General features: G+C 40.5%; 24 protein-coding genes and 3 tRNA genes. 10 read left to right on the forward strand and 17 right to left on the reverse strand.

Translation table 11 applies throughout. From position 1 onward, the window contains the following. Window positions 1–19: 19 nt before the first annotated feature. Both Aru01_RS02945 and scpC read left to right on the forward strand, forming a co-directional pair. Window positions 20–1,480, forward strand: a complete 1,461-nt coding sequence (locus Aru01_RS02945; protein ID WP_016657723.1) for an ATP-binding protein — start codon at window positions 20–22, stop codon at window positions 1,478–1,480. A 218-nt stretch (window positions 1,481–1,698) separates the two neighbouring features. Further along, window positions 1,699–3,213 (forward strand): succinyl-CoA:acetate CoA-transferase ScpC, encoded by a 1,515-nt coding sequence (scpC, locus tag Aru01_RS02950; RefSeq protein WP_016657724.1) that lies wholly within the window; start codon window positions 1,699–1,701, stop codon window positions 3,211–3,213. An 87-nt stretch (window positions 3,214–3,300) separates the two neighbouring features. Here the strand turns inward: scpC and Aru01_RS02955 are convergent, their stop codons facing one another. The 4 genes from Aru01_RS02955 to Aru01_RS02970 form a co-directional block, all read right to left on the reverse strand. Continuing rightward, complete coding sequence (locus Aru01_RS02955; protein WP_016657725.1) at window positions 3,301–4,053, reverse strand: class I SAM-dependent methyltransferase; 753 nt, start codon at window positions 4,051–4,053, stop codon at window positions 3,301–3,303. Between the two features lie 130 nt (window positions 4,054–4,183). After that, window positions 4,184–4,259: transfer RNA gene (locus Aru01_RS02960), tRNA-Phe, on the reverse strand. Between the two features lie 137 nt (window positions 4,260–4,396). Beyond that, window positions 4,397–4,472: transfer RNA gene (locus tag Aru01_RS02965), tRNA-Phe, on the reverse strand. A gap of 111 nt (window positions 4,473–4,583) precedes the next feature. Further along, window positions 4,584–4,961 (reverse strand): acetyl-CoA sensor PanZ family protein, encoded by a 378-nt coding sequence (locus Aru01_RS02970; RefSeq protein WP_016657726.1) that lies wholly within the window; start codon window positions 4,959–4,961, stop codon window positions 4,584–4,586. A gap of 87 nt (window positions 4,962–5,048) precedes the next feature. Here Aru01_RS02970 and hisB point away from each other — a divergent pair, with 87 nt between their 5' ends. From hisB to Aru01_RS02990, 4 genes are all read left to right on the forward strand, one after another. Then, the gene (gene hisB, locus Aru01_RS02975) at window positions 5,049–5,642 is read left to right on the forward strand and encodes an imidazoleglycerol-phosphate dehydratase HisB (RefSeq protein WP_016657727.1); all 594 of its coding nucleotides are present in this window, start codon (window positions 5,049–5,051) and stop codon (window positions 5,640–5,642) included. After that, window positions 5,642–6,259, forward strand: coding sequence for an imidazole glycerol phosphate synthase subunit HisH (hisH, locus tag Aru01_RS02980; RefSeq protein ID WP_016657728.1), 618 nt, complete (start codon window positions 5,642–5,644; stop codon window positions 6,257–6,259). The genes hisB and hisH overlap by 1 nt, the downstream gene beginning before the upstream one ends. Before the next feature lie 168 nt (window positions 6,260–6,427). Beyond that, a complete protein-coding gene (gene hisA / locus Aru01_RS02985; RefSeq protein WP_016657729.1) occupies window positions 6,428–7,159 on the forward strand; it encodes a 1-(5-phosphoribosyl)-5-[(5-phosphoribosylamino)methylideneamino]imidazole-4-carboxamide isomerase in 732 nt (243 codons plus the stop codon). 147 nt (window positions 7,160–7,306) lie between these two features. Beyond that, on the forward strand, window positions 7,307–8,212 hold the full coding sequence (locus Aru01_RS02990; protein WP_370736876.1) for a DMT family transporter: 906 nt from the start codon (window positions 7,307–7,309) through the stop codon (window positions 8,210–8,212). Between the two features lie 20 nt (window positions 8,213–8,232). On the opposite strand, the gene Aru01_RS02995 is transcribed toward Aru01_RS02990, so the two are convergent. From Aru01_RS02995 to Aru01_RS03010, 4 genes are read right to left on the reverse strand one after another with little or no spacing between them, the layout of a single operon-like run. Next, window positions 8,233–8,538, reverse strand: a complete 306-nt coding sequence (locus Aru01_RS02995; RefSeq protein ID WP_016657731.1) for an antibiotic biosynthesis monooxygenase family protein — start codon at window positions 8,536–8,538, stop codon at window positions 8,233–8,235. Between the two features lie 16 nt (window positions 8,539–8,554). Next, the gene (locus Aru01_RS03000) at window positions 8,555–8,953 is read right to left on the reverse strand and encodes a DUF4870 family protein (RefSeq protein ID WP_016657732.1); all 399 of its coding nucleotides are present in this window, start codon (window positions 8,951–8,953) and stop codon (window positions 8,555–8,557) included. Between the two features lie 19 nt (window positions 8,954–8,972). Next, window positions 8,973–9,602, reverse strand: a complete 630-nt coding sequence (locus Aru01_RS03005) for a DUF1294 domain-containing protein (protein ID WP_016657733.1) — start codon at window positions 9,600–9,602, stop codon at window positions 8,973–8,975. A 41-nt stretch (window positions 9,603–9,643) separates the two neighbouring features. Continuing rightward, window positions 9,644–10,588: a homoserine kinase gene (locus Aru01_RS03010; RefSeq protein ID WP_016657734.1), complete on the reverse strand. Its 945-nt coding sequence runs from the start codon at window positions 10,586–10,588 to the stop codon at window positions 9,644–9,646. Window positions 10,589–10,701: 113 nt separating this feature from the next. Here Aru01_RS03010 and hisF point away from each other — a divergent pair, with 113 nt between their 5' ends. Next, window positions 10,702–11,460, forward strand: coding sequence for an imidazole glycerol phosphate synthase subunit HisF (gene hisF, locus Aru01_RS03015; protein WP_016657735.1), 759 nt, complete (start codon window positions 10,702–10,704; stop codon window positions 11,458–11,460). 101 nt (window positions 11,461–11,561) lie between these two features. On the opposite strand, the gene Aru01_RS03020 is transcribed toward hisF, so the two are convergent. Further along, window positions 11,562–12,200 (reverse strand): sterol desaturase family protein, encoded by a 639-nt coding sequence (locus Aru01_RS03020; protein ID WP_016657736.1) that lies wholly within the window; start codon window positions 12,198–12,200, stop codon window positions 11,562–11,564. Window positions 12,201–12,442: 242 nt separating this feature from the next. On the opposite strand from Aru01_RS03020, the gene Aru01_RS03025 reads away from it, so the two are divergent. After that, window positions 12,443–13,450: an AraC family transcriptional regulator gene (locus tag Aru01_RS03025; protein WP_016657737.1), complete on the forward strand. Its 1,008-nt coding sequence runs from the start codon at window positions 12,443–12,445 to the stop codon at window positions 13,448–13,450. Here the strand turns inward: Aru01_RS03025 and Aru01_RS03030 are convergent. Further along, window positions 13,445–13,690, reverse strand: coding sequence for a hypothetical protein (locus Aru01_RS03030; protein WP_016657738.1), 246 nt, complete (start codon window positions 13,688–13,690; stop codon window positions 13,445–13,447). The two genes, Aru01_RS03025 and Aru01_RS03030, sit on opposite strands and share 6 nt — an antisense overlap. Window positions 13,691–13,775: 85 nt before the next feature. Continuing rightward, window positions 13,776–14,834 carry a DNA/RNA non-specific endonuclease gene (locus Aru01_RS03035; protein ID WP_016657739.1) on the reverse strand — a complete coding sequence of 353 codons (1,059 nt, stop codon included), beginning with the start codon at window positions 14,832–14,834 and terminating at the stop codon, window positions 13,776–13,778. A 327-nt stretch (window positions 14,835–15,161) separates the two neighbouring features. Between Aru01_RS03035 and Aru01_RS03040 the strand changes: the two genes are divergently transcribed. Continuing rightward, window positions 15,162–15,614 carry a hypothetical protein gene (locus Aru01_RS03040; RefSeq protein ID WP_016657740.1) on the forward strand — a complete coding sequence of 151 codons (453 nt, stop codon included), beginning with the start codon at window positions 15,162–15,164 and terminating at the stop codon, window positions 15,612–15,614. 66 nt (window positions 15,615–15,680) lie between these two features. Here the strand turns inward: Aru01_RS03040 and Aru01_RS03045 are convergent, their stop codons facing one another. After that, on the reverse strand, window positions 15,681–17,561 hold the full coding sequence (locus Aru01_RS03045) for a potassium transporter Kup (RefSeq protein ID WP_016657741.1): 1,881 nt from the start codon (window positions 17,559–17,561) through the stop codon (window positions 15,681–15,683). A 121-nt stretch (window positions 17,562–17,682) separates the two neighbouring features. Between Aru01_RS03045 and Aru01_RS03050 the strand changes: the two genes are divergently transcribed. Beyond that, window positions 17,683–17,772 (forward strand) — tRNA-Ser (locus Aru01_RS03050). A 173-nt stretch (window positions 17,773–17,945) separates the two neighbouring features. Here Aru01_RS03050 and Aru01_RS03055 read toward each other — a convergent pair. From Aru01_RS03055 to Aru01_RS03075, 5 genes are all read right to left on the reverse strand, one after another. Then, window positions 17,946–18,368: a VOC family protein gene (locus Aru01_RS03055; RefSeq protein ID WP_016657742.1), complete on the reverse strand. Its 423-nt coding sequence runs from the start codon at window positions 18,366–18,368 to the stop codon at window positions 17,946–17,948. A 241-nt stretch (window positions 18,369–18,609) separates the two neighbouring features. Continuing rightward, window positions 18,610–21,741: a TonB-dependent receptor gene (locus Aru01_RS03060; protein ID WP_016657743.1), complete on the reverse strand. Its 3,132-nt coding sequence runs from the start codon at window positions 21,739–21,741 to the stop codon at window positions 18,610–18,612. 145 nt (window positions 21,742–21,886) lie between these two features. Then, window positions 21,887–22,900, reverse strand: a complete 1,014-nt coding sequence (locus tag Aru01_RS03065; protein WP_016657744.1) for a FecR family protein — start codon at window positions 22,898–22,900, stop codon at window positions 21,887–21,889. Further along, entirely contained in the window at window positions 22,901–23,470 is a 570-nt protein-coding gene (locus Aru01_RS03070) for a sigma-70 family RNA polymerase sigma factor (protein ID WP_016657745.1), read from the reverse strand. It abuts the gene before it with no gap. 38 nt (window positions 23,471–23,508) lie between these two features. Beyond that, window positions 23,509–24,540 (reverse strand): alpha/beta hydrolase family protein, encoded by a 1,032-nt coding sequence (locus Aru01_RS03075; protein ID WP_016657746.1) that lies wholly within the window; start codon window positions 24,538–24,540, stop codon window positions 23,509–23,511. Window positions 24,541–24,803 lie beyond the last annotated feature (263 nt).

Consider the following 24,803-nt stretch of genomic DNA (forward strand, 5'->3'; position numbering starts at 1 on the left):
CTCTCATCTAGGAAATGCTGTGAAATTAGAACCCTCAGATCTACGCGAATTTAAAGACTACGAAGCTTATTCGGAGAAAAAGCGTACGACCTGGGAGCGTTTCCTTGATAAAATCAAACCGCGCTCCGCAGCAATGCGGACCACGGTTTTAGTTATTTTTGTGGTCTTTATTAGCTGGTTTACGACCTTATGGTTTTTTTGGCGAACGCTCTATTTACCTGAAATACAACAACATGCGCGCTATATCGCCTTAGAACTTGAAATTATAAATAACCCCAAATTACGCATCTATCACGACAAAACTGAACTCGATGCTGATCAGTGGTTATACAAACGCATCGGAATTGAATACGTTACCGATCCGAAAAAATTCCCCAATGTAAAAGACAAACTACTGGCTGACTATATTACAGGTCATCTTGAAGAAAAATTAGCTCAAGAACTCGCAATTAAAGACGTACTCGTCTATTTTCAATTTAAGCCAAGCCCAAGTATCTGGATTCAAACACCAGAAATGAAAGGTAACTGGGTTCGAGAGCCCCTTAAAACTTATGCCAACTACAGTTCAGAACTGGTTTTTGGTTGGCTGCTTGGCGTACCAATCTTATCGTTTATTATCATTCTCACTTTAGTCAGACAACTTAACCGCCCATTACGCCGCTTACAAAATGCAGCAAACCAGTACAGTAAAGTAGGCACAGCGCCCTATTTAGAGACCAATCATGGTCCACAAGAAATCCGTGAAGTTAACCAAGCATTTAACCGCATGATTTATACACTCGACCAGACTGAACGAGATCGTATGATTATGCTCGCTGGGATTTCTCATGACTTGAGAACTCCTTTGACACGGATTCGTCTGAGCGCAGAAATGATGCCTGACGAAGATTTCTTAAAAGCAGGTCTTATCTACGATGTTGAAGATATGGACGCTATTTTAAATCAGTTTATTTCATACATGCGTGATGGCTCCGATGAAGAACTGCAAGAAACCAATATCAACTCACTATTACAAGAACTGGTTATCCAATTTAAACCACTAGATTTACGTTTTGAACCTCAAGAATTACCAATCATTTCTGCACGCTCACTTTCACTAAAGCGTTTGATTGGTAACTTAATTAACAATGCGAAGCGCTATGGTGCAGAACCTATTGAACTCAGTGCCTATCTCCATGAACAGCACATCAAAATTTGTGTTGCAGACCATGGCGAAGGCATCCCTGAAGATCAGATTTCTGACCTTATGCAACCCTTTGTACGTGGTAATGCCGCACGCACTGTACAAGGAAGCGGCTTAGGTTTGGCAATTGTGAAACGAATAGTTGATATCCATCAAGGGGAGCTTTATATTCATAATCGCGAATCTGGTGGACTAGAAGCGATTATTACACTGCCTTTACATCCTGCTGCTCTAGATTCTGTTGCTCCCAGCAGTACTTTAGACAAAATTAAGCAAAGTTTAAGCGATCGCCTCTAGAAAAAACCAGCAACTGCTCACTTAGTGAGCAGTTATTTCCCTACCCCTGCTTTAAAAACTGCATTTTTTATCATTAAATATCAACCAGTTAATAGCCATAAAATAAATTTATGGTGGTATTTATTTGAAAAATTAGACCTTAGCCTAATAGCGATGCACATTAACTTGAGGCATGGGTAAAATCCCTACCATACCCGAGATGTAATTGAGAGAAAAAAATGGCAATGGACCGTATTCGTTTAGCTTCACTCCACGATAAAGTAATCAGCGCTGAACAAGCTGCTACTTTCATTGAAGATGGCATGACTGTTGGTATGAGTGGATTCACCCGCGCAGGTGAAGCTAAAGCTGTTCCTTTAGCCTTGGTAAAACAAGCCCAAGCTAATCCTTTAAAAATCACCCTGATTACAGGCGCAAGCTTAGGTAATGATCTCGACAAACAACTCACAGAAGCAGGTGTATTAGCACGTCGCCTTCCTTTCCAAGTTGATAACACGCTACGTCGTGCAATCAACAAAGGTGAAGTGATGTTTATCGACCAACACTTGTCTGAAACTGTTGAACAAATGCGTAACCAACAGCTTAAACGCCCTGATGTTGCAGTCATCGAAGCCGTTGCGATCACTAAAGATGGCGGCATCATCCCGACAACATCTGTTGGTAACTCTGCGAGCTTTGCAATTTTTGCTGAAAAAGTAATTGTTGAAATCAACACTTCACTTGATCCAGCTTTTGAAGGCTTACACGATATTTATATCCCGAGCTACCGCCCTACACGTCAACCGATCCCTTTAACAAAAATCGACGAACGTATTGGTACAACTGCAATCCAAATCGACCCATCTAAAATCGTTGGTATCGTATTTAACGACACAGCAGATTCGCCATCTACAGTGACTGAACCAGATGACGAAACTCAAGGTATTGCTAACCACCTTATCGCTTTCTTTGAAAAAGAAGTTGCTGAAGGCCGTTTACCTAAAGATCTAGGTCCACTTCAAGCGGGTATTGGTTCAATTGCTAACGCTGTATTGACTGGTCTTAAAGATTCAAACTTTGAAGATTTAGTGATGTATTCAGAAGTACTTCAAGACTGTACTTTTGAATTGATCGAAGCTGGCAAAATGAAATTTGCTTCAGGCTCATCAATCACACTTTCTCAGCAATGTGGTGACCGCGTATTCGGTAACATCGAAGCATACAAAGATAAACTTGTTCTTCGCCCACAAGAAATCTCAAACCACCCTGAAATCGTTCGCCGTCTTGGTATCATTGGTATCAACACTGCGCTTGAGTTTGATATCTACGGTAACGTCAACTCAACCCACGTTTGTGGTACTAAAATGATGAATGGTATCGGTGGTTCAGGTGACTTTGCACGTAACGCTCACTTGGCTATTTTCGTAACCAAATCAATTGCGAAAGGTGGTGACATCTCTTCTGTTGTTCCTATGGCTTCTCACGTTGACCACAGCGAACACGACGTTGATATTCTAGTGACTGAACAAGGTCTTGCAGACTTACGTGGTCTTGCACCACGTGAACGCGCTAAAGCAATTATCGACAACTGTGCACACCCAATGTATCGCGATGCGTTAAACGACTACTTCGACCGCTCTTGTGCTATTGGTGGTCATACCCCGCACATTCTACGTGAAGCGCTGTCTTGGCACGCTAACTTTGAAGAAACTGGTCATATGCTTACAGCTGAAGCTCAAAGCAAAATTGCTTAAGCTCCAGTAAGTAATATAAAAAGACCCGCTTAATCATTTAGCGGGTCTTTTTTTTCATTCATATTCACTCAAAAGATCCATACACTCTTATATCGCTCGTGCCATTGCAGTATTGATTCGCCCAACACGCATGAATATTGGAAAACTAAGATCAAACAAGCAAGCTTGCTGCCCGATGTAATCACGAATTTCCTGCAAAGGATCCTGCTTATTCTTCACCATATAGTGTTTAAAGGCAGACCATGTAGACAGATAGTTTAGTAACTGCCCTGCATTCCATTGATAGTCCATAGATAAAGCAGGCATCTCGATCTCTTCAAACGGAAATGGGATCGTCTGGTAAGCTGCATCGACATATTGGCGCTCAACATCCCAATATCCACTGAGGGTTTGCTTATATAAGCGCTGCACCAGCTGATTTAGCTCTACATCAGCAAGTTGCAATACCCCATAACCAATCACAGCCAATAGCCCGTCAGGCTTCAAACAACGCTGCACTTCTCGATAGAACCCATTAAAATCAAACCAATGAATTGCCTGTGCCACAGTGATTAAGTCAAAACTCTGCATAAAGAAACTGGTTTTTTCTGCCAACTGCACTTGATAGCTGACATTTTCCAAACGCGGTGCTTGCTCTAACTGCTGAGCACTTAAATCAGTAGCAACAACATGTTCAAAATATGGTGCCAACACCTGAGTAAATTGTCCTGAACCAGCAGCACAATCCCAAGCCAATTGACGCTCTGGAACATGTTCTAAAATTGCTTCTAATACTGTTGAAGGGTAACTTGGTCGAGCTTGTTGATACAGCCGACTTCCTGTCGAAAATAAATCTTTCATCTACTTTATATTGTTATTCGTTCACTTAGTGGCGTTATTTATACCATCAGACCCAGTATAAAAACTAATTTTTATATTTTTTTACAATAAAAAAGGCCTATCTTGTATTTAAGATAGGCTTTTTCAAATATGGTGGCGAGACCCAGGATCGAACTGGGGACACACGGATTTTCAATCCGTTGCTCTACCTACTGAGCTATCACGCCGATGCCGTGTATTAAGCCGTATCTAAGATAATTAGTCAATAAAAATCATTTATTTTTAAACTGATCGAATATTTTTTATGCAAAAAAAATCCCTGATGGGATCAGGGATTGAAAACATTTAAATACGTTTTTAAATATGGTGGCGAGACCCAGGATCGAACTGGGGACACACGGATTTTCAATCCGTTGCTCTACCTACTGAGCTATCACGCCGATGGGGCGTATTAAACAATTATCCGCATTTTTCGTCAAGCAAGATTTAAAAAAAATCGTGCGATAGCTTATTTTTAAAACAAATTAAGCTTAAAATGGCGAATTAATCACTTATAGTTTACCCAAATGCATCAAACAACGGCGAATTGCACCACAACCTGGCTCAAAACTCTCCACACCTTTGCTTTGTTCCATTCGGCAAGCCTCTGCAACTAAACGTTCAGCAACCCCACGACCACGATTAGCTGGGTGCACCACGATATTTTCCAATACTCGGCTGTTCCCCTGCCCACTAGACCAAATTGCGCCAATTATTTTTGTATTAAATACAGCAGCATAAACTAGGGTATACTGAGCTAAATTTTGCTCAAGTTGTTCAATCGCATCTTGTCCATCCGCAAACTCTGGACTGGTATCGTAAATACGTTCCAGTTGATCACGAATTTCATCATTTTCCAGTGTAGTGTATGGATGTACGGTAATTGGCATTGATTAACCCTCCAGAGCAAACTAATATGCCATGACATTGTCACAGCCAATATTTTTTATTTCAAACTTTTTTTGAGGAATGTGTCCATGACGCAACGTATCAGTGAAGTCGTTCGCAACACCAACGAAACCAAAATTCGCGTTCGCGTGAATCTTGATGGTACAGGGCAAGGCACCCTCAATACTGGTATTCCCTTTTTAGACCATATGATCGATCAAATCAAACGTCATGGACTGTTTGATATTGATATTGAATGTGATGGTGACCTTGAGATTGATGATCATCATACTGTAGAAGACTGTGGTATCACACTCGGTCAAGCTTTTGCTCAAGCACTTGGTGATAAAAAAGGCTTACGTCGTTATGGCCACTTCTATGCACCATTAGATGAATCACTCAGCCGTGCTGTGGTAGATTTATCTGGTCGCCCAGGCTTATTTATGGACATTCCATTTACACGTGCAATGATTGGTCGTTTTGACGTGGATCTGTTTTCAGAGTTCTTCCAAGGCTTTGTAAACCATGCCCTAATCACTATTCATATCGACAACCTCAAAGGTAAAAACAGCCATCACCAAATTGAAAGTGTATTTAAAGCCTTTGCACGTGCTTTACGTATGGCTTGTGAAGTTGATCCACGTGCTGCGAATACCATTGCTTCAACCAAAGGAACACTTTAATGACCCGTATTGCACTTCTTGATTATGGTATGGGTAATCTACACTCTGCTGGCAAAGCTTTAGAGCATGTCGGCGCTCGTGTTGATATTACCAACGATCCGAAGTTAATCACCCAAGCAGACAAAATCGTCTTTCCTGGTGTAGGTGCAATGCGTGATTGTATCCATGGTATGCAACAAGCAGGGATTGATGAAGTTATCAAAAATGCTGTATTTAATAAACCTGTACTGGCGATCTGTGTGGGTATGCAAGCGTTGATGACACACTCAGAAGAAAATGGTGGTAGTGAAGCTTTGGGTATATTTCCAGGCACAGTCAAACGCTTCCCAGATTCAGCAGAATTAAAAGTTCCACATATGGGTTGGAACCAAGTACAGCAACGTGATCCATCTCACCCCATGTGGCGCGATATTGCCCAAGACAGTCGCTTTTACTTTGTCCATAGCTACTATGTGCAACCTGAAAATGCAGATTTAGTGGCAGCACAATGTGACTACGGCCTACCGTTCTGTGCTGCAATTCATCAAGACAATTTATTTGCGACTCAGTTCCACCCTGAAAAAAGTCATACAGCAGGTTTACAATTGCTCAAGAACTTTGTCGAGTGGAATATCTAAGTCAGGATTGAAGCATCACTTGATGATGCTTCTCTTTGATTTGTCACAACTTCATATTTTTTAAATGAATAAATAAAAAGCAGCATTGAGTACTTAGCGAATGATCAATACTTTGCTAAGATGGCGGCGAATTAATTTGTTTAAATGTTACAGGCAAGGAGCGTAAGCATGCTGATCATCCCAGCAATTGACCTTAAAGATGGTAAATGTGTTCGTTTAAAACAAGGTCGTATGGAAGATGATACCGTATTTTCCGACGATCCAGTGGCAACAGCACAACATTGGGTAGATCAAGGTGCACGACGCTTACATCTTGTGGACTTAAACGGTGCCTTTGCTGGTACTCCAATCCATAAACCTGTAGTTGAAGCCATTGCAAGAGCACAACCTGAATTACCTATTCAAATTGGCGGTGGTATTCGCTCCTTTGAAACAATTGAGCACTATCTCGAAGCTGGCGTAAGCTTTGTCATCATTGGCACTAAAGCAGTAAAAGAGCCAGAATTCGTTGAAGAAGCGTGTAAACGTTTTGCAGGTCATATTATCGTAGGTATTGATGCCATGAATGGCATGGTTGCAACCGATGGTTGGGCTAACGTTACCGATGTTAAAGCAACTGATTTAGCAAAACGTTTTGCTGATGCTGGTGTATCAAGCATTGTTTATACCGACATCGCACGTGATGGCATGATGCAAGGTGTAAACGTTGAACAAACTGTTCATCTTGCTCAATATTCAGGTTTACCTGTGATTGCTTCTGGTGGTGTAACTAACCTCGATGACGTTCACAACCTCAAAGGTCAACCAGGCATTTTAGGTGCGATTACAGGTCGTGCGATTTACGAAGGTACCTTGAACCTACGTGAAGCTCAGTTAATCTTGGATGAACAATCTCTCTAAGACGCTAAACAGCTCAACACGATTCATTTAAAAAGAGATCTATATGATCTCTTTTTTATATGGTGAATTCCCCCTGTACCTACAGCTTCACGATATAATCTGTGTGCCGTTTTATCCTGTGTGATGATCTTCTTTTTCATGTCAAATATCTCCCCGAATTGGATTCAATCCAAAGCCCCTCAGCTCTCTCTGTTGTTTATGACCGTAATTTGGGGAGGCACTTTTATTGTGGTGCAATATGCCCTCAATTACAGTACACCGATGTTTTTTGTGGGCTGTCGCTTTGCCGCTGCTGCTTTTTTTGTCAGTCTACTTTACTGGCGTGAATTGCGTGGTATGACACGAAAAGACTTGATAGCAGGCTTTATGATTGGTGCGGCAATTGCTGGCGGTTATGGTATGCAAACTGTTGGCCTACAAAGTATTAGCAGCAGTGAATCCGCTTTTCTTACTGCACTTTATGTGCCTTTAGTGCCAATCTTATTATGGATTATTTTTCGTAAAGCACCACATATCATGACGTGGATTGGGGTCGTCATGGCTTTTATTGGTTTGCTCTTACTCACGGGGAATGGGTTAAATCAACTGCATTTCAATTTTGGGCAAATGATTACAATCATTGGCTCTATTTCCATTGCGCTAGAAATCATTTTTATTGGCTATTTCTCTAAGCATGTCAATCTAGCAAGAGTCACTGTATTACAACTTGCTTTTGCCTCGATTGTGAGTTTCGTCAGTATGCCCTTCATTGGTGAACTGGCGATCCCTGCATTTTCATGGCCACTACTGCTGATCGCAGCAGGACTGGGTGGTGCAAGTGCCTTTATCCAACTGGTAATGAACTGGGCACAGCGATTCGTTGATCCAACTCAAGCTGCCATCATCTACGCAGCAGAACCCGTATGGGCAGGCATCATTGGTCGTCTTGCTGGAGAGCGTCTACCCTTTAGTGCCCTAGCAGGAGGCATGCTTGTGGTTTTAGCGGTGATAGTTAGTCAAATCAAGCCAAGATTTTTGCTCAAAAAACTCAAAAAACAGCAAAAAACCTCTTAGCACAAGTTCAGACTCAGCCATCAATTTGATGATATAGAAATACACGGTGTGTAATATTCAACAATAGGAAATGGACTATAAAAGTGGTGCAATAATGCCTTCCATTCTTGATATTGCACCGATTTTCTAAATCCTTGCTGATGATCCTCAAGACGCTCCCACTGGATCAGCAATAAATAACGATCTGGTAACTGATGATGTTTGAGCAGTTCTAACCCCAAAAAGCCAGGCATCTGAGCAATCAATAATTTTGCTTGCTGCATTGCTTGTTCAAATGCCTCTGACTGATGCGCTAAAATATTGAGTTCCACACGCTCTACAATCATCAAATTACTCCTATAATTACTGCTCAGTATACATGGCCTTGCCATCACTCAAATTAATCATGCCTCGAATAGCACGATAGACAATCCAAACCCATGACAAACCAATAACGGCAAAACAAAAACTACTTGCGCCTAAAGCCACGCCAAAGAAAGCGTCAGGATTCTCTCCAGTGAAGAGTAAAAATAAAAATGGAATAAATGCAATCACGTTCCAAATTAAATACCACCAAAAACTACGAATCTGCCAGCGAAAATGACTTTCAAATATCGTGCCCTTTACCCGATCCAATCGAACATAATTAATAATAAGTGCAATAATCGCCAAAATACCTGCTGTAAAAATAGCAAGGATATAAAGAATATATAAGGCGAAAGTTAAGCTTCGATCTGCTTGTTCATTTAAATTCTGTTGCATATTAAGCTCCTTTGAACCATCAAACTAACATAGCATTGAATGGTGAAATTAACCAAAGTAATAACAAAACATGAAAGATAATAGTCAGACGATAAATCCGTAAAAAAGAAGCTTTTTGTGTCTTATGCCGTAGTCTTTGTTGAGCTAGCCAAGCTGCAGGCCAGCCTCCTAAGAACGACAAAACATGTAAAGTTTGTTCCGGAACACGTCGATTACCCAACTGTGCAGCCTCTTTATCCTGACTATAAAACCAATAACAAACTACATTCATCAGAATCAAAAACATCGGTAGTAGTGCAGGTAAACGCCCTATAGCCGCCAAGACACCTAAAACCACAATATAAATCACGATCACAATGACCATTGGTGACTTGACTTGGATATCCTTGGTCTTGAATACCTTGACGTTATTGACAACATTTTTTTGTGTTTGAGATGCTTTTAAGTAAACAACTTGGGTTGCCCGATAACGCCCCTGCCCATCTAGAGCCACTTGATAATCCAAGGCACAACCCACGATCGGGCGTGGGCCTGGTCGAGAAAACTCTTTGATGTGTAAAAATACACGTGCTTTATTTGTGTCATTAGGTTGAATAAAACCATAGCCTTTTTCATCATGCCATTCGACCAAACGCCCTTGATCACGCATATATTTTTCCTCTTTACTTACTGTATACGCAAGATCAAACCTTAGATGCGCTGTAATCGATCTACCACTATGGCTCGCATTTCTAACGGATTTTTAAATAGAATATCGTCACCACTACGTCCTTGTGCATGGTTTTTTTGAGCGACGGATAATCGCATTAACCAAAAACGACAAGCCACTACAGCCAAATATATATGTAGACACGCCTGCTCATCTGTAGTGAGCGCACGAACTTGATTATAAGCACTGACATAATGATCAAACTTTTCAGCATTCAAATCTGGAGCTGGATACTCCGTACAGAAGTCATTGATACTAATGGCTAAATCAAACAATAACTCATCATAGTTCAATTCATAAAAATCTAAAATACCCACTAATTCATCACCTTGAAACAAAGTATTATCTCGAAATAAATCAGAGTGGATAAATCCTTTCGGGCGCTCTGGATAGCGTTCACGAGTTTGTTGAAATAGATCTAAAACCAATTGTAATAAAGCAGCATCTTCATCATTCATATCTTTTTGCAAAGTGTAAGCAACATTTTTCCAATACTGATGATCACGACTAAACTGACGTTGCAATGAAAAATCCATTAGAGCGACATGCATACCCGCCTGCGCACGAGCAATCGCTTGGATCTGTTGTAGACTGGCCTGCTCTGGATGCTTACCCTGTAAACGTGGTGCAATCTGTGCAGCTTTACCAACAATATGATGAATAGCACGTTGCTGATGTTTAAGTGGCACCGCAACAGGAATCTGATATTGCTGTAGACGATCTAGCACAGGTACAATCTCACCTGCTTGAACTTCATCCATGTCTTCAAAAACAGTCAATACATATTGTTGATGATCAGCACTTCTTAAAAAATAATTGGTATTTTGAATACCCGCTTGTATCGGAATTAATTCAATCACCTCAAGCCCATAGGGCGCTGCAAAGTTCTGAACCTGCGCTAAACTTAAAGTGGTGTAGACCGACATAGAATTCCTGCAAAAAAATCAACATAAGTTTGATAGAATACTCGTTCACACTATCAAGGTGTAGCATCTTGGTAGCAAAGTTTAATAATCGTCTGTAATTGTTGGAAAAAATTATGCTTGCCAAAAGAATTATCCCTTGTCTGGATGTGGACAATGGTCGTGTGGTTAAAGGTGTACAGTTTTTAGATATCCGAGATGCAGGCGATCCTGTTGAAGTGGCGCGTCGTTATAATGAACAAGGCGCAGACGAAATTACTTTTCTAGACATTACAGCGACTTCAAGTGGCCGTGATACAACTTATCGCACCGTTGAGCGCATGGCTGAAAGCGTATTTGTACCTCTGACCGTCGGTGGTGGTGTACGTAAAGTTGATGATATTCGCTTATTGCTCAATGCAGGTGCAGATAAAGTCAGCATTAACTCTGCTGCAGTATTCCAACCAGAATTTGTCCAAGAAGCATCTCAACGCTTTGGTGCACAATGTATTGTTGTTGCGATTGATGCTAAGAAAACTGCTGAAAACAAATGGGAAATCTTTACTCACGGTGGCCGAAAACCAACAGGGATTGATGCGATTGAATGGGCAGTTAAAATGGCTGAATACGGTGCAGGCGAACTCCTAGTCACCTCAATGGATGCTGATGGTACTAAAGCTGGTTATGACTTGGCCCTTATGCGTCAAATCAATGACCGAGTAACGATTCCAACAATTGCATCTGGCGGTGTAGGTAATCTACAACACTTAGCAGATGGTATCTTAAAAGGCGGAGCAGATGCTGTATTGGCAGCCAGTATTTTCCACTTTGGCCAACATACTATTCCTGAAGCAAAACAATACCTTGCTGCACAAGGGATCGAAATGCGTCTTTAAGACACATCTAGCTTTCCACAAATTGTAAAAAGGAGTCTAGTTTTAGACTCCTTTTTAAGTATTCAACTTCGACCAAACAACAAATCACGACTGCACAACATCTACTGAACCTGTCGATGTAATAATTTGGGCTCTAGCTCAGGCAAAGCTTCTACTTTCTCCACCCATTTGGCTGGAAAGTACTGTGCGGCCTGTCGGTTTAACCAATTCGAAATCATCCGCGGCAACGCAATCCCAAGAGGGTTTTGTTCTTGTAGGTCTTCAGATGAAATCACCCGTGTACCCAATAGATAGTCAAACCAAGGTTTAGTCACACACCAATTGGCATCCTGATTACTATTCATGTGATGGTCATAGTGCCATGGAATGGTTTTCTTAGCCCAAACAGGGTCAAGGTGTGAACGGCGGTGAATATAATAATAATTTCCCGCACTATACACAGCTGCCGCCACCATTCCCTTAGACACAGGGTAAAAGATCAAACTGGCAACACCGGCAACGACAGCCAAAGAAACCACTTCATTCTTCGTCCGCCAGTTACTGAGTCCTTCGACATAACCCTCATCATGAAATTGTTGTTTACGTACATAACGATGATGTTCCCAATGTGACTTCATACTCTGTGGAACAGGGCTATATCGTGGTTTTCCAGCGCTATGTGTACCATGTAATAAATATTTATGTGCAACCCATTCGAAGCCATTGGCAACCACCAATCCAACAACAAATCCTTTGAGCATAGCCTAAACTCCTGTATTCATTGCATCACTATAGCGCTCTGACTGCCGGATATATTGACGCAAAATCACTATTTCATTGACAAATCACGACAGATACAACGCAATCAGGTATAGCTCGAAAGTACAACACCTAGTTGCTGGCTATTGTTTTCATAAGAATTTTACATACAATTGAATCTATAACGTTTATATATGCAAAGCTATTTTTAATCACTTAATAGGCGCACAGACCGTACATTCACATGCCGCAAAGACCACAGATCAATGACTATTCTGGCTCGGTATATGGTGGCTTAGGCCAGTTACTCTATGTATTTAGTCTAAGTAAAAATATTCCAATTTCAGCCAAACTACTGAGTGTGCAACAACTTGAACGCTTTGACTTTGGCTTATGGCGCGAATTACTCGATGAAATTTTTACGCATATCCCCAGTCCTACATTAGGCCTTGAAATCGCAAGTTGTGTTGAAGCCAAACATTTAGGGATTATTGCTTATATCGCTATGTCTTGTGAGAACATCGCTGAAGCAATACACAGATACTATGATTTACATCGTCTAATCTACGATGGTAGCCCGCTGCTGGTTGAGGTCGAAGAGGACTATATTCAAATTCGCTGGCGGGAACTCCCTCCCCACTTGGCGACTCCACTTACCGATGAAATTGCCATCGCGATTTTGACACAATTTTTAAAGCAGCTATTTAGCTCAGACAGCCTCAAACTCCATCAGGTTCATTTTAGTCATAGCAAGCCTAAACAAGTTCAGGCTTATCAACAGTTTTTTTCCTGCCCTGTATTATTTAACCAAGCGCACTCTGCATTACGCTTATCAAAGCACATGTTAGAACAGCATATTGTGCATGCTGATCAAACCTTGCAGAAACTGTTAATGCAACAGGCTCAAGCACTCTTACAACAACTTCCGCACAGCACACAACTCGATGAACGACTGCAACAGAGCATCCTCATCGGACTACAAAAAAACAATTATCAGATTGAACATGTTGCGGATCAACTGTGCATGTCTGTACGACAGTTACAGCGCTATTTACAAGCGCAAAATAGCAGTTATCAGCAACGTGTTCAGCAAATTCGCCATGTATTGGCTTTGCAATATTTACAAGATCCACATTTAAGTTTGCATGAAATCGCCCTGTTACTTAGCTATTCGGAACAGAGTTCATTTCAACGGGCTTTTAAACAGTGGACAGGTGAAACACCACAAATATGGCGTAAGCGAATGTTATAGAAATGGATTTTCTACTTCATCTGCATCTTTTATTTCAATTTTCTCCGCCAAATCCGTTTGCTGTTCCAGCTCTTTCACCATATCATTGAAAAATGCAGCAAGCTTTCGTGCAACAGCTAAGCCCTGTTGGTCCTTACTGATCTGTAAGTTGCCATAAATATTAATATGATCAAACTGGTTTTCAAACGTCAAATCATGCACGGCAGATGAATCTGTTTCTGTTGCAAATGGTTTAAACATGCTGATACCCCTGCTTTTATTTTTACTTGTTTATTGGATCTATTCTATGCAGTCACATCATAACAGACCCAATTTTAGCATTCACCTAACCGGCTAAATATTTAAGTAGATAGCGTAATAAGCTTTGGATAACCTCTGGAGGCTGTTCACTGCTCTGCTGGCCACTTGAAGACTCAGTTGTTGCTGAACTTGAGTTAGTACCTGATCCTTTGGGTTGAAACTTACGTTGTAGTGCTTGTAGATCATCAGATGCTACAGGCTGAGCACATTGGCTTTCACCATCCCAAAATGCATAATCAATAGATTGATTAACTTTAACTTGACGAGCATTCAGCGGCAATTGATAGACATTACGTTTCACATCTTCGCTGAGTGTCGAAAAAATGTTAATGCCCGTCAACTCTTCGAGTTTACATACACTAATCACTTGAACCTGTAGCGAGTTATTGTTTGGCGCATAATAAACACCGATTGCCCCCTTATGCGAACCACTCTTATTGTTAGGGATATAAATTGCTTTATATACTGCCGTAGGAACCAACACCCCCTTGCCAATAGTTTTAAGCTTTTTGCTTGCAAAGACTGGCCCTGTCACCACATAAACATCTTGCTTTTGTTTAGTGACAATCGCACGTGTTGCTTCTTCTAGTTCGCGCCAAACTTGTTGGTTATTTTTAGGTGCTTGAGGCACCATATTGGCCAATGAAAAACTATCTGCCTGTGATGATTTGGTACTCATATCACCATTAGGTGCCATATGCCCACGATCATAACCAGAACCACGATAATCTGATAACAGGGCTCTGTGCTGTGAACTAACCTTCAGTTCTTCATGAAAGCTGTCTTCACGTTTAATTTTTTGACTTAAACGTGCTGGATACAAATGTTCAGCCACCCACAGTGGCGTTTTTGATACGCCAGAGTACATGACATTAAAACCGTCAAAACATAAGGGATAAGTATGCTTTTGCAAACTTTCACGATTTAAATAAGGTGGTTGTTGTTGATAAAACTCACCTAAACAGGTGCTACTTTTACTCTGAACCGCTGGAATATACTGTGCAATTTTATCTTGGCCAAAGACAAACGCGACTACAATAGAAACGATGCCCCCGAGCAAAATTTTAATGCCTGAAGTCTTCAATTGATGCTTCTCGATCTAAAAAATAATATCTAAGACACCGACACAGATTTATGGAGAAACTCGATATTTCAATGTGTACGGCAAAAAATTAGCTTAGCAACTCACCACTATGATGTATATCAACACAATTACTAAGCGGACAAAGCTTAGTCAAAATAAGCTGATTAATACAGCTTTGTGCGTAACAACTTGTCGTTCTTCTTTTTCAATTCACTGTAGATACGCTGTCTTTGCGTATAAGAAAGTGCTGTATTACTCAAAGCTGTGCCAAGCTAAATCACGAACATGCGTAGCGTGATCATTTTATTCATACTAAAGGCACATATTATGCAATTGAAATTCATACCTTATTTTTTAAGCCTATCTTTATTTAGCGTGGCAGTTTATGCAGAACCTCCTGTACAAGCAGGTGATACATTAGAAAGTCTAAGTAAGGTCCATATTCAAACCAGTGTGAATGGTCAATCAGGCTCTATTCAAGACTTAGTCGACTCTGGACAGATTCAAATTGTACAAGGTAACCATCAAGATCAATCATCCGTTGCAGAACCACTTGATCCACTCAACTCTCAACAACAATCGTCTACACCACCTACTGACCCAGCAACACCGAATAACACGATTCCAGTACCCGATGTAAAACCCTCCCCATCACCAGAAAACAGTACATTACCTTCGCCCGATACTCCAGCAACGCCCAATAACCAACCAGCAACTCAGACAGACCCTCTTAACACCCCCAATCTAGAGCAACCCGATCTTTCCTCGCCCCAACCTTAATTTCACAGCTTATCTGCATAAAAAAACCAAGGACTTGAGCCTTGGTCTTTTTATCAATCACTACAGTTAAATCTCAATCTGGCTTCCCATTTCCACGACACGGTTAGGTGGGATCTGGTAAAAGTCACTCACAGGACTGGTATTACGTTGCATCGAAATAAATAACTTCTCTCGCCACGGCGCCATACCATCGCCCACAGTGTGAATCAGACGGTCACGTGAAATAAAGAAACTCACGTGCATCATATCTAACTGGAAACCTAACTGTTCATAGGCATATTCAAGTGCCATTGGAATATTTGGCACATCCTTAAAGCCATAGTAAACAAAGATTCGATAAAAATGGTCATCTAACTTTTCTACACAGACACGCTCAATTCTTGGGACATAAGGCACATCACGAGTAATTACCGTCACCATAATATTGCGTTCATGCAAAACCTTATTGTGCTTAATATTATGCAGCATGGCATGCGGAACAATATTTGGCGTACCTGTTAGGAAGACTGCATCACCTGGTACAAAAATTGTTTCACTGCTTAAGCTCACACTCTTTATAAATAAATCAATAGGTAAAGCATCTTTGCCTAACCGTTTGAGCACTAGCGCTCGACCATCTTTCCAAGTCATCAAGATCGTAAAGGCCACAGCCCCAATCAAGATCGGCACCCAACCACCCGATGCGATTTTGAGTGATGTCGAAGCCACAAATATAAAATCGATTGTTAAAAGAGGTACAGCAAATAATGCCACTTTCCACAGCGGCCAACGCCAGTATCCATAACTTAATACTGAGATTAAAATCGTGCCACATAGCATGGTCATGGTCACAGCAACACCGTAAGCACTGGCCAGTTTTTCACTACTTTGGAACAATAAGATCAAGACCACTACAGAGACAAAAAGTACCCAATTAATAAAGGGCAAATAGATTTGCCCTTGTTCTACATCCGAAGTGTGGCGTACGCTTAGACGTGGCAAATAACGTAATTGAATTGCCTGATTTGCCATAGAAAATACACCCGTAATCACCGCTTGTGATGCAATCACAGCAGCAGCTGTCGCAAGTATAATCATCGGATATAAGATTTCTTCGGGAACCAGCAGATAAAACGGGTTAGCAATCGCAGACGGATCACGCAATAACAGCGCACCCTGACCCGCATAGTTCAACAATAAACTAGGTAAAACGATAATAAACCAAGCCAAGCGAATCGGCATACGACCAAAATGCCCCATATCGGCATAGAGTGCTTCACCACCTGTCATGGTCAAGATCACCGCCCCCATCGTCAAAAATGCGACATAAGGCTGATGCACGATAAAATTAATCGCCCAATACGGATTCATCATGCTCAACACATAAGGTGTTTTAGCAATACTATAAATCCCAATCAGACCAATTGAGACAAACCAAAGTAAAGTGACAGGGCCAAATAATTTACCCATCGTCCCCGTACCGTGACGCTGTGCGAGAAATAGACCTGTTAAAATACCAATTGCCAGAGGCAACAACCATTTATTAAATACAGGTGTTGCAATACTCAGACCTTCAATCGCAGAAAGTACCGAAATTGCGGGTGTAATAATGCCATCGCCAAAAAATAACGAGGCACCAATAAAGCCTAAAGCAATTAAATAAATCTTCTTATTTTCAGCAATACGTGTGGTTCGCAGATTTAATGCCAATAAAGACATAATACCGCCTTCACCATTGTTATCCGCACGCATGATAATCGTGACATATTTAAAGCTAATGCTCAGCATCATACACCAGAAGATCAACGACAATATGCCAAGCACCGTCGCTTCACTAATTGCTATATGTGCAGTGAGAAAACATTGACGTAAGGCATAAAGTGGGCTGGTACCAATATCACCAAACACCACCCCTAAAGCTGCGAGTGTAATCGCAGGCATGGCCACTTTTTTTGCAGAACTTTGCATATGAATTCATCAATTAGAACACTAATTTTTCGCAATAATATCACTGAGCTAAAAGTTTTGCTTGAAATCAATGTTTCAGCTTGGCATCTGCATTGTTTTTCGTTATCATCCCTCGCGCAGTGGTGAGGTGTCCGAGTGGCTGAAGGAGCACGCCTGGAAAGTGTGTATACGTTTGCGCGTATCGAGGGTTCGAATCCCTCTCTCACCGCCAAAGATATTTATCATGAGATCTCATGATGTATTAAAGGCTTAAATCTAAAGGGTTTAGGTCTTTTTTATTGGTTTTGCATAGTCTCATAATGGTCATTCTCTAAATGAATCATTGGACTATTTTTCTATAATGAAAATCCGAGCCATAAAAATAGCTCGGTCAATTGATTACGATTAAATCTCAGTATTTTGCACCGTCAATCCGATTTCTTGACCATAAGAAACTTCTAGCACATGTCCATCTGGATCGTGAATGAATGCCCAGTATCCGACAGGGTAACCCGAGTCCGTGGCATCCTTTGCAAGGATGCCTTCCTGCTTCGCTTGCATACATAATTGATCTACTTCTGCCTTATCTTTGCAACCCACACCAAGGTGTGCAAAAGGACCGAGTATCGGTGTCGGATTCTGACTTTGTACCAAAACTAAAACAAAAGGGCGGGTTTTATCAGACAGCCAAACGACACGCTTATCAATTTCTTTATCTATTCGTTCATGCATGATGTGCATATTTGCATAGCGACGATAAAAATCAATACTTGAATCAATATTCTTAGCAGCTAATGCAACATGGGTTAAACCAATGTCATTTCTCATACCATGATCTCCAAATTTATACTTGTATTAAATAGTGCGAGGTTCTCTACTTTAAGATACTTATAACAACTTAAAGTCAGTAATGTAAATTTTAAATAATAAGGCCATTTTTAATTCTAATTTTTGAAAATATTAAACTAAGAAAATAAGGGAAGCCATGATCCAAAATAAACCCCAGTCATTGTTCACAAAAAAGCCTAGCTCCATCAGTGCTAGGCTTGTTATATCTTACACTCTATGATTAAAATTTATGCGTCACGCTTAATTTCACTGTTCGACCTGGTGCTGCAATTGCAGAACGTGTTAATGGGTCAATATAGAACTCATCGGTTAAGTTGGTTCCGACTAACTCAAATAGCGTATCTTCTTTTAGTTTATAGTTCACATAAGCATCTACAGTGGTAATCGAGTTCCATGACAAAGGTGTGTTTGAGTAATAGGTCATTTCTATACCACTATAGTTTTTGACCTCAGGGTTCTCATACTTATGATAATAATTGGCACGTGTACCAACTTCGAGTTTTTGATCGAGGAAACGCCCACCAAGTGTTAAGTTTGCTGAGTATTTAGGTGTTGCCATACTCACTAAATAGCCTCCGACAAAACCATCATCAACACATGAATCAATTGAGAAGCCCGTGCCTGCACCTAAAAGCATCGCTGAGGTTTCATCACAAACTTCATTCTTTAAATTATAGTTGGCGCTGAAGTCAGTAAAGAAACGGCCATTATCAAATCGGCTTTGGAGCTCTAATCCTGAAGTGGTATGACTATCGACATTACTGAAAACTAAACGTGGGCTACGTTCAATCGCATTTTTAGTTTCATTGTAATAATAAGCCAATTTAATATCTGCATAACTGCTATTAAAGAATTGTGAGAGGTCATGGACATAAGCAACCTCGTAGTTATGCGCATGTTCTGGCTCTAGTTTAAAACCACTTTGTGTTCCTGAAAAACCAATGGTCGTTTCAAATAAACTTGGCATTCTATAGGCTTCGCTATAACGCATATACATACGGCTATTTGGACTGAAGTTCACTGTCGCTGAAAGTGTCGGCGTCCAACCATGATCTTTATTTTTCTGAACACCAGTTTCAGCTAAATCAATATCTTCATAGCCTCCTGGCCCTTGCAGGGCATAATATCCATAATCACGCCCTTCGACCAATGTGCCATTTAAAAATGGATTGTTATCTTTCGTTAGCTTGCCACGGTCATCCATTTTATATCCGATTTCGTTTCTTTTCTTATAAACAGCTTTATTAATTTCATGCTGCTTCCGCTCTTCACTCCATTGTTGAGCAATCGCTAATTCATTCAGATTGTTTCGTAGATTCGCTTCAGCCTCTGGCGTCATATTGGGCCTTTTAGTAAAGTAGGCCATGGTCAACTCTGTGGCTTTTTTAAATTGACTATACTGCGTATCTCCAGCATGCACTCGATCATTGAGAAAATCATCAAATGCCCAATAGTTTTGATATCTAGCCCCTGCATTTAAACTGAGCCATGACACAGGTTTATAATCGAAATTAAAATTAAACTCCTTCTCTTCACGGCGACCTGCCCTTGGCGCCATTTTGAAACTCATAAAAGTTCCTGTGGTATATGGGTCTTTATAAATATCATCTGATTCTAGTTTTTCCTTCTGCCAGCTTGCACCAACAGTTAAACCGAGTGTTGGATGCAGTTTAAATTTATTACTGAGCGTAAGACCCTCACGAGTATTATCCGAATTTGCAGCGGCACTATTGATAAAAACACCCAGATTGGAGTTAGTGTCATTTGGGAAACCACCTGAGCTATAGGTATGACTCTTAGTATCTGTACGCCAGACATTGCCATAAAAATCGATCAGATTACTACGCTCAGGTTGATATTTATATTCGAGATTATATGCCTTTGAAGCAATTTCACTTAAAGGCCACTGTGGTACCCCTGTTTTATCCTGAACTAATGAATCCCAAGCAATACGTGAAGGTAATATTTCCCCATTAATCACCGAAGTATCGCGATAACCAAACTCTAAACGTTGATCATCTGTTGGCTTCCATGCTGCTTTAACTAGATATGATTCTGTTCTCAGTGAAGTATTTGGAACTTCTGTACCACCAGGATAAACCTTGGCGAGATAAGGTACATAATTAAATCGCTCTTGTGAGGGGTTATTATAGTATTCAGTACCTCTACTGCCTGCAAAGTGGTTGCCTTTATTTCGATAGGCATAAGCTGCTAATAATTCAAATTTATCTGTACGACCAGCCAATGCAATCCTTGTTGCAACGTCATCGCCTGAAAAAATATTATTTTCTTTATGCTGTCGTGCCTCTTTAAATAATGATGGATCATAGTATGGCTCGAACATAGGATTACCCCAAAAGTCCGTCCCTATAGATGGATAGTTTGGGTTGTCGTAAATACTTTGACCTGTGAGTAACTGAGGCTTTCTGGCTTTTACCGCATTATTACTGGTCTCAACTTTAATTTCACCACCAAAGTTTTTACCGTCTTTTAATACATCATCGACAGCAAGGGTACTAATAACAACAGCACCACCTACTCCAGAGTTGACATTACGTGTTAATGACGGACCTTTAATTACTTGCAGCCCACCAATTAAGTTAGGGTCAATATAATTACGGTTATTGACACCATTATAACCACGCCATACCGTCAAGGCTTGCTCGGTGCCATCGATTGTGACAGGCACCCGCCCGGGGCCTTGGATCCCACGAATACTTGGATCAAGTGCGCCACTATTACGCGCATCACCACTATATACGCTGACCATACCTTTAAATAAATCTGCTGGCTGAGCACCTTTATAGCGTTCGATCTGCTCTTTACCAGCATAGACGCTGGATATATCGGCATCGTAAACTTCATTTTGCCCTTTGACATCTCGACTTACTGTGCCATATAAAGTAATCGGTTCCAGTCGAATAATATTTTCATTGATTGGGGAATGAATAGGCTGAGACTGACTAAATGCAGCGGTATGATCTGACTGTTCGGCTGGTTTAAGGATATAACCATTACCGACTTTGACTGCTCTAAATGCTGTTGCAACCAAGATCGTTTGGAAACCATCCTCTAAATCATATTGCCCCGCCAACCCTGAACTTGACATGCCTTTTAATTGGTTCGCATCAATGGCTATCGTGGTATCTGATTGCTGCGCAAAAGTATTTAATACCGTTGCAAGTGACCCTGCGGGTATATTGTATGAACGTGCTTGCAAAGTCTGTGCATAGCTTTGCTGTGTCATTGCCGTTGTTATCACACCAACACAAGCAACATGAATGGCCAAAGCCAATGATGAAACCCGAAAAGAATATCTTGGTTGCTCTTTCTCACACACAGCTTTGCTCATAGTACGCCCCGATTAAATAGAAATAAGAATCATTCAATATTGATAGATAAATGAATCCTAATTTTTGTTTCTATTCTCTATGACGAATAACGCTGAAAAATGTGGAACCAAATGAGTAAAAATAGTTTGTTCATCTAAATCTAATCTACTTTAAAGTAACAATAGTTAAATAAGGCGTCACCTGATAAACATTCAACTCTGGGAAAACACTGGTCAGTAATTGCAAGGCATTTTCAGTATTGTCTAATGGTAAAACTGCATTCACCTTTATTTTATCAAGGCCTCGACCACTAAATACAATCTTGCTCTGACTACTCCGATCAAGCTCTGCCAATACGTTATCTAAAGACATATTTTCTACAATCAGATGTCGTTGATTCCATTTTTGTTGTTCACGATTGATATCAAAGCCATGTATAGGATGTATACCTTGTCGATCTAACCTAAGCTCTTGCCCTTCCTTCACAATAACAGGGTGCTTAGTCGCTAAATTCACTGTTTGATGGTAGGAATCGACTCTTACCTTAGAATGTAACATCTTCAGTTCAGTTGCATCAGACTGATAACTCACACTAAAAGCTGTGCCCAAGGCCTCAATTTGGCCATGTTCTGTTTTAACGATGAAAGGACGATTTTTATCTTTGGCGACATCTACATATATTTCACCTTGTACCAGTTCTACAACACGCTGATTTTCCGTGAAATGTAAATTAACAGCACTTTTAGCTCTCAATTTAATTTCTGAACCATCTGCCAAAACCTGTGTTTTCCATTCCCCTGCTTGGCTTTTAAGATCAGCAACTAAATACGCTATCGGGTGATAAGAAAGATAACTATAAATCCCCCCTAAACAACACAAAGTCACAGCAAAAAAACTGCCATAACGCATAGTTTTCTTCTGACTCGAACTTTGCAAACCAGCTTTCAACACAGATTGTGTCATCTTCTGATGCTGCGGGGTTTGTGTTAGTTTTTGCAATGATTCAAGTGATTGTTCAATCTCCTGTGCAATTTTTTTACGCTGTGGACTGACACTTTTCCAAGCTTCAAACTCAGCCCTTGCTGCTGTTTTTTCCGCTTCATCATCAGCACTCAGTAGTACAATCCAGTGCGCAGCTTCTTCTATTAATTGCTCTGTATTTTTTTGCTCATCAATCATTTATTCTAAAAAATCCTGATGTTGCTTCATCCGATAACATTGTACTAAACATGCTGCGAGATATTTTTGAATCATTTTAGTGGAAACACCAATCTGTTCAGCAATTTCTTTATGCGTTAAACCTTCAAAATAATGCAAGACAAATGCACGCTGCGCTTTCGTAGATACAGCAGATAATGCCTGACAAATTTGATCTATGGCCTGAATAATTTGCAACTGATCTTCTGGAGAAGGCACAGTATCTAAAATATACTCCATTTGGCTTAATTCATTGAGGTAAGCTTGCTCTATGCGTTTACGGCGCACCTGATCAATCATTAAATTTCTTGCGATTACAGCAAGATAAGCCCGTGGTTCTTTTACACCAAAAAGCTCATCACGCGTTTGCAAAATTTTAATAAAAGTATCCTGCACTAGATCAGCGGCATGCTCGTTGCTCCCTATTTTCTTTCTCAACCATTGATGCAGCCATGACTGATGATCGCGGTACAATTGATCGATAAGTGCAGAATTCTCACTCACAATAAAATCAACTCTATTGATATTTACACAAATGATAATGATTACCATTTGAAAGTCAAGTTGCTATTTTAGATCCCTAATTTTGACTACTGCTCTTTGATCCACTGTGTAATTTGACGATAGCTATCTACTAAATAAGCATCACGCCCCAGATAAAGAAAATAAACCTTTTTCCACCATGGCCAATCTTGTTCTAATTGATAATTAAATGTTGGTGCTTTCATTAACGTATGCGTGACATTTTCTATCAATGATACTTTTGCTTGAGGATTCCCTGCCAACCCCGTTCGAAAACGATCTACATCAGTTCGTGCATCAACATTGAGATCATCGCTTCCCAATACCACCCATACAGGGCCACGCATAGTTGTTAAATCCTTCATTGAATCATTTAGATAGTTTTTCCCTACAAAAGTAAAACGGTCTGCGGACATATCGTGCCGCATCAATCCACTATTTTTAGGTGAATGCTCACCAAAAATACGGTCATTGTCTTGTCTTTCCTGATGCAATAATGCTTTGATTTCTGAAGCAGATTTATTTTGATTTTGATAACGAATTTTTTGATAGTACTGACCTTGGTCACGCCAATTTACAGCCCCACCAATAATCACTGAAAAGTCGGCATCTACGTGACTCGCTGCAATCGGAATTACCCAACCTGCTTGTGAATATCCGAGAAAACCGATGGGATACTTTGGCTGCTTCAAATGTCGCGTAATCATTTCTTTTGCAGCAATAGCCTCATCAGCACGATCAGACATCGACTGTAACAACCAGTTTCCACTACTTTTACCAATACCAGCCTTATCCCAACTAAAAATTGCTACATTCTCAGTTAATAACATATTAAACAGTGGGTTATAACCTTGATTAGCGAAGCGATCCATAGGACCATCACCATGAATTAAAATCACCACAGCTTCAGGTTGCCCTCCCTTAGGAAGTAAAAGCGTTCCAGACAAAGTATTGCCTTCACTTTTAAAACTTAAGGGGATCTGCTCAATATTTTTAAACTCAAAATCGCTAATACGGCTACTTAAAAAAAGTATAACCAGTAAAACTAATGTCGCTAAAAATGCGGCCAACAATACATCAAATAGCTTTCGTTTCATCATGAACTGGCTGCCCCAATATAAATCCCAAAGATGTGATTAAGCATTTAAAACCTATTTTCTCGAACTTAGCCATAAATCATGGTGGTATCCCCCATGCTTTGGCATATCCCAAAATCACATAAGAAAGAGTTGTTCAAATCCCGATTAATAAATTAAAAACCCAACATAAAAATGCTGATCTATCGATCATCGTATGCGCATTTGAAGTTCACTTTCGAGCTCCCCCGTAAATGATCTTTATCAATGCCTCAGATTTCATTTAT

The sequence above is a fragment of the Acinetobacter rudis genome, assembly GCF_000829675.1.
Classification (GTDB): domain Bacteria; phylum Pseudomonadota; class Gammaproteobacteria; order Pseudomonadales; family Moraxellaceae; genus Acinetobacter; species Acinetobacter rudis.

Excerpts from the sequence above, each read along its gene's own strand:
- scpC (WP_016657724.1), top strand. The coding sequence starts at position 1,699 with ATGGCAATGGACCGTATTCGTTTAGCTTCACTCCACGATAAAGTAATC.
- Aru01_RS02955 (WP_016657725.1), bottom strand. The coding sequence starts at position 4,053 with ATGAAAGATTTATTTTCGACAGGAAGTCGGCTGTATCAACAAGCTCGA.
- Aru01_RS02970 (WP_016657726.1), bottom strand. The coding sequence starts at position 4,961 with ATGCCAATTACCGTACATCCATACACTACACTGGAAAATGATGAAATT.
- hisB (WP_016657727.1), top strand. The coding sequence starts at position 5,049 with ATGACGCAACGTATCAGTGAAGTCGTTCGCAACACCAACGAAACCAAA.
- hisH (WP_016657728.1), top strand. The coding sequence starts at position 5,642 with ATGACCCGTATTGCACTTCTTGATTATGGTATGGGTAATCTACACTCT.
- hisA (WP_016657729.1), top strand. The coding sequence starts at position 6,428 with ATGCTGATCATCCCAGCAATTGACCTTAAAGATGGTAAATGTGTTCGT.
- Aru01_RS02995 (WP_016657731.1), bottom strand. The coding sequence starts at position 8,538 with ATGATTGTAGAGCGTGTGGAACTCAATATTTTAGCGCATCAGTCAGAG.
- Aru01_RS03000 (WP_016657732.1), bottom strand. The coding sequence starts at position 8,953 with ATGCAACAGAATTTAAATGAACAAGCAGATCGAAGCTTAACTTTCGCC.
- Aru01_RS03005 (WP_016657733.1), bottom strand. The coding sequence starts at position 9,602 with ATGCGTGATCAAGGGCGTTTGGTCGAATGGCATGATGAAAAAGGCTAT.
- Aru01_RS03010 (WP_016657734.1), bottom strand. The coding sequence starts at position 10,588 with ATGTCGGTCTACACCACTTTAAGTTTAGCGCAGGTTCAGAACTTTGCA.
- hisF (WP_016657735.1), top strand. The coding sequence starts at position 10,702 with ATGCTTGCCAAAAGAATTATCCCTTGTCTGGATGTGGACAATGGTCGT.
- Aru01_RS03020 (WP_016657736.1), bottom strand. The coding sequence starts at position 12,200 with ATGCTCAAAGGATTTGTTGTTGGATTGGTGGTTGCCAATGGCTTCGAA.
- Aru01_RS03025 (WP_016657737.1), top strand. The coding sequence starts at position 12,443 with ATGCCGCAAAGACCACAGATCAATGACTATTCTGGCTCGGTATATGGT.
- Aru01_RS03030 (WP_016657738.1), bottom strand. The coding sequence starts at position 13,690 with ATGTTTAAACCATTTGCAACAGAAACAGATTCATCTGCCGTGCATGAT.
- Aru01_RS03040 (WP_016657740.1), top strand. The coding sequence starts at position 15,162 with ATGCAATTGAAATTCATACCTTATTTTTTAAGCCTATCTTTATTTAGC.
- Aru01_RS03045 (WP_016657741.1), bottom strand. The coding sequence starts at position 17,561 with ATGCAAAGTTCTGCAAAAAAAGTGGCCATGCCTGCGATTACACTCGCA.
- Aru01_RS03055 (WP_016657742.1), bottom strand. The coding sequence starts at position 18,368 with ATGAGAAATGACATTGGTTTAACCCATGTTGCATTAGCTGCTAAGAAT.
- Aru01_RS03060 (WP_016657743.1), bottom strand. The coding sequence starts at position 21,741 with ATGAGCAAAGCTGTGTGTGAGAAAGAGCAACCAAGATATTCTTTTCGG.
- Aru01_RS03065 (WP_016657744.1), bottom strand. The coding sequence starts at position 22,900 with ATGATTGATGAGCAAAAAAATACAGAGCAATTAATAGAAGAAGCTGCG.
- Aru01_RS03070 (WP_016657745.1), bottom strand. The coding sequence starts at position 23,470 with ATGGTAATCATTATCATTTGTGTAAATATCAATAGAGTTGATTTTATT.
- Aru01_RS03075 (WP_016657746.1), bottom strand. The coding sequence starts at position 24,540 with ATGATGAAACGAAAGCTATTTGATGTATTGTTGGCCGCATTTTTAGCG.